Raw genomic sequence first — 3,708 nt, forward strand, 5'->3', positions numbered from 1 at the left:
CTCCAGGACAGCGTCGAGGTCCGGGAGAACAGCACCGCCTGGGGCGAGCTGCGCGCCAGCGCCGTCTTCGACGAGACCCTGCGCGAGGACCTCGCGCGCGCCACCCGCCTCTGGGTCCAGGAGACCGCCGGGCTGCTCGGCGTGATCCGGCCGACGGCCTCCGCGCTGGCGCTGGCGGGCGCCGCCGAGCGGCTCACCGCGCTGCTGGAGGGCCTCAGCACCCGCTGGCTCAGCGGCAGCCTGCCGGTCGCCCACGCCCGCGCCCTGATGACCGAGGCGATCGACACCGAGATCGCCCGGCTCGACGCCTGAACCGCCCGGTCCCGGGAACCGTCCGATCCGCCCCTGGCGTCAGAGCCGTCGGAGCCACCCGGGCCGGGCTCCGAAACGGCCCGCCACCGGTGCGCTCCGTGACCACCTCTGCGGCAGGAGTCACGGCTTTTGCCCGAACTTGACTGACTTTTCAGTCAGTGCAACGCTGCTGATGACAGCAGGCGCTGCCCGCCCCTTCCGTCCGGTCCGTCCCGCTGTGCGTCGACGCGCCACGACACGGAGAGTGGAGACGGCGACGGGCCCACGCCCCCCGGGGCGGCCCCGGCCCACGGGCCCCCGGACGGCACCTGCGCACCCCCGCACGATCAGGAGACCACCGTGAGCTACTACCACGACGACCACTCCGGCGAGTCGGGCCCCTGGGTGCCTGCCGACGACGTCCCGCACGCGCGGACCTGGATGTCCTGGCCCTCCCGCCGGGGCGTGTGGGGGCTGCGCCTGGGCGGCGTCCAGGAGGACATCGCCCTGATCGCCCGCACCATCGCCCAGTTCGAGCCGGTGGTCATGTGCGCCCCGGACGACTACACCGCGGACAAGGCCCGCTCCTGGTGCGGCCCCTCCGTCGAGGTGATCACCGCGATCCCCACCGACGACCTGTGGATGCGCGACATCGCCCCGGTGTTCCGCCGGGACGGCCACGGCGGGCTGGAGGCCGTGGTCCTCAACTTCAACGGCTGGGGCAACAAGCAGGTCCACTACGACGACGCCCGGGCCGCCGAGCGGATCGCCGCCCACCGCGGCCTGCGCCACTCCTACGCGGACTTCGTCGGCGAGGGCGGTGCGGTCGAGACCGACGGCGACGGCACCGTGATGGCCACCGAGAGCAGCCTGGTCAACAAGAACCGCAACCGCGGCATGAGCCGGGACGAGATCGAGGACGCCGTCCTGGAGGCCTACGGCGCGGACAAGATGATCTGGCTGCCCGGCATCAAGGGCGAGGACATCACCGACGACCACGTCGACGTCACCTCCCGGTTCATCCGCCCCGGCGTGGTGATGGTCCAGCTGCCGCCGGCCGACCGCAACGACTCCTGGGCGCGCGACGCCCGCGAGCAGTTCGCCATCCTCTCCGCCGCGACCGACGCCCGCGGCCGCCGGCTCCAGGTCATCCCCGTGCACGGCCCGGACACCGTCCGCTCCCGCAGCTCCAAGTTCGTCGACTCCTACCTCAACTTCGTCCTCGTCAACGGCGGGGTCATCACCGCCCAGTTCGGCGACGCCTACAAGGACGCCGCCGCCCGGGACGCGCTCGCCGCGGCCTTCCCCGGCCGCCACGTCGTCCAGCTCGACGTCGACCGGCTGATGACCGGGGGCGGCGGCATCCACTGCTCGACCATGCACGAGCCGCTGCCGTAGCCGGAGCGCGAGCCGCCACCGTTCTCCTTCCCGGACCACCCTCGAACCTGCCCGGAGAGCCCGTATGACCAACGCCCGCACGCCCGACGCCCGTACGCCCGACGCCCTGTCCCGCCGCGGCATGATCCGCTCCATCGCCGGCATCGGCGCCGGAGTCGGCGTCCTCACCCTCGGCCTGACCGCCTGCGACCCCAACGACCTCGGCGACCTCGACGGCGCCGTGCCGCCGTCCCAGCAGCCCGGCACCCCCGGCGCCCGCCGCTTCGGCGCCGAGTGGGAGAAGCACCAGCGCACCGTGATGTCCTGGCCCGCCTCCGAGACCGTCTGGGGCGAGCAGCACCCGGACGTCCGCAAGGACATCGCCGGCCTCGCCCAGGCCATCGCCGCCCGCGAACCCGTCGTCCTGATGGCCCGCCCGGAGCAGAAGGAGGCCGCCCAGAAGGCCTGCGGCGCCGCCGTCGAGGTCGTGCCGGTGGCCGTCGACGACCTGTGGGCCCGCGACACCCTGCCGGTGTTCGTCGAGGAGGGCGGCAAGGTCAAGGGCGTCGACTTCAACTTCAACGGCTGGGGCAACAAGCAGCAGCACGCCAACGACTCCAAGATCGCCCGGACGGTGCTGACCAAGTTCGGCGTCGAGCGCGTCGAGACCCCGCTGGTCGCCGAGGGCGGCTCCTTCGAGACCGACGGCCAGGGCACCCTGATGGTCACCGAGAGCTCCGTCGTCAACGAGAACCGCAACCCGGGGATGAGCCGGGACCAGGTCGAGGCCGAGCTCAAGAAGGCGCTCGGCGTGACCAAGGTGATCTGGCTGGCCGGCGTCAAGGGCAAGGACATCACCGACGCCCACGTCGACTGCCTGGCCCGCTTCGTCGCCCCCGGCGTCGTCCTGCTCGACCAGTCCTTCCCCGGCGGCCCGGCGGACGTCTGGTCCCGCGCGGCCGAGCAGGCCCGCGGCGTGCTCAGGAACGCCACCGACGCGACCGGCAAGAAGCTCCAGGTGATCGAGCTCCAGCAGCCGGACCCGGACAAGATCACCGGGCGCGGCGACGCCTTCGTCTCCTCGTACATGAACTTCTACGTCGGCTCCAAGGGCGTCTACCTGCCCAAGTTCGGCGACACCCGGGCCGACGAGCGCGCCCAGCAGGTCCTCAAGCAGTACTTCCCGGGCCGGGAGATCGTCCCCGTGAAGATCGACGCGATCGCGGCCGGCGGCGGCGGCATCCACTGCGCCACCCACGACATCCCGGCCGTCGGCTGACCGGGTACGGGCTGCCGCGCGGCGCCGCGCCCGGCGCGCGGGGAGGCCGCTTCGCCCGGCTCACGGCCGTCCTGCGGGGCCGGCCGGCCCGGCCGGCGGTCGGGGGCGAGGCGGCCGCGGGCGAGGCCCCCGGTGAACTCCCGTACGGCTGGGCGACGGTGACGACCGCCGTGGCCCGGGCCGTGGCCGGCGTACCGCCGCAGGCGCTGACCGTGCGGTCGGCGCAGCGGCTGCCGGCCGTGCCCGCCGTCCAGGAGCACCTGGACGCGGTGCTGGTCGCGATGGTGGAGTCCGCCCTGCGGCGCAGCCCGCCGGGGGCACGGGTACTGGTCCGCACCGAGCTGACCGCCGGCCGGCCCGGAACGCCCGACCGGATCCGGGTCCAGGTGGCCGACCGCGGGCCGGACCTGGCCGGCGAGGCGCGCCACCGGCTGCCCGCGGTCCCCTCCGGATCCCCCGGCACGCACCGCGCGACGGCCGAACTGGCCTGTGCTGCAGCCCGGTTGAGCGCGGCGGGCGGCGGCGCCCTGTCCGCCGGGGCCAATCCGGGCGGCGGGCTGCTGCTGACCCTCGCCCTCACCACCGCGGCCCGCCCGGGCTGGTGAGGCCCGGGGCCGCCGCTTCCGCCGGGCGCTTTGTTTGACCCCCACCCCGACACCAGGGGGGGGGCGCCACCCGGGGAGGGGAGACCGAGAGACTGCCCAGTATGTTTAGAAAAAAAAACAAACAACAAAAAAAACAACCCACCCACACCCACACAA

At 73.7% G+C, this 3,708-nt stretch carries 4 protein-coding genes; all 4 read left to right on the top strand.

Annotated features, from left to right (window positions below):
* A partial coding sequence (locus tag ACFWXO_RS33690) for a TetR family transcriptional regulator C-terminal domain-containing protein (protein ID WP_380528724.1) occupies positions 1-312 on the top strand: 312 nt, incomplete at its 5' end.
* Between the two features lie 339 nt (positions 313-651).
* The gene (locus ACFWXO_RS33695) at positions 652-1,689 is read left to right on the top strand and encodes an agmatine/peptidylarginine deiminase (protein ID WP_375893511.1); all 1,038 of its coding nucleotides are present in this window, start codon (positions 652-654) and stop codon (positions 1,687-1,689) included.
* A 64-nt stretch (positions 1,690-1,753) separates the two neighbouring features.
* Positions 1,754-2,947, top strand: coding sequence for an agmatine deiminase family protein (locus tag ACFWXO_RS33700; RefSeq protein WP_380528726.1), 1,194 nt, complete (start codon positions 1,754-1,756; stop codon positions 2,945-2,947).
* Between the two features lie 158 nt (positions 2,948-3,105).
* On the top strand, positions 3,106-3,552 hold the full coding sequence (locus ACFWXO_RS33705; RefSeq protein WP_380528728.1) for a hypothetical protein: 447 nt from the start codon (positions 3,106-3,108) through the stop codon (positions 3,550-3,552).
* Positions 3,553-3,708 lie beyond the last annotated feature (156 nt).

The organism is Kitasatospora sp. NPDC059088, from assembly GCF_042738155.1.
Lineage (GTDB): Bacteria > Actinomycetota > Actinomycetes > Streptomycetales > Streptomycetaceae > Kitasatospora.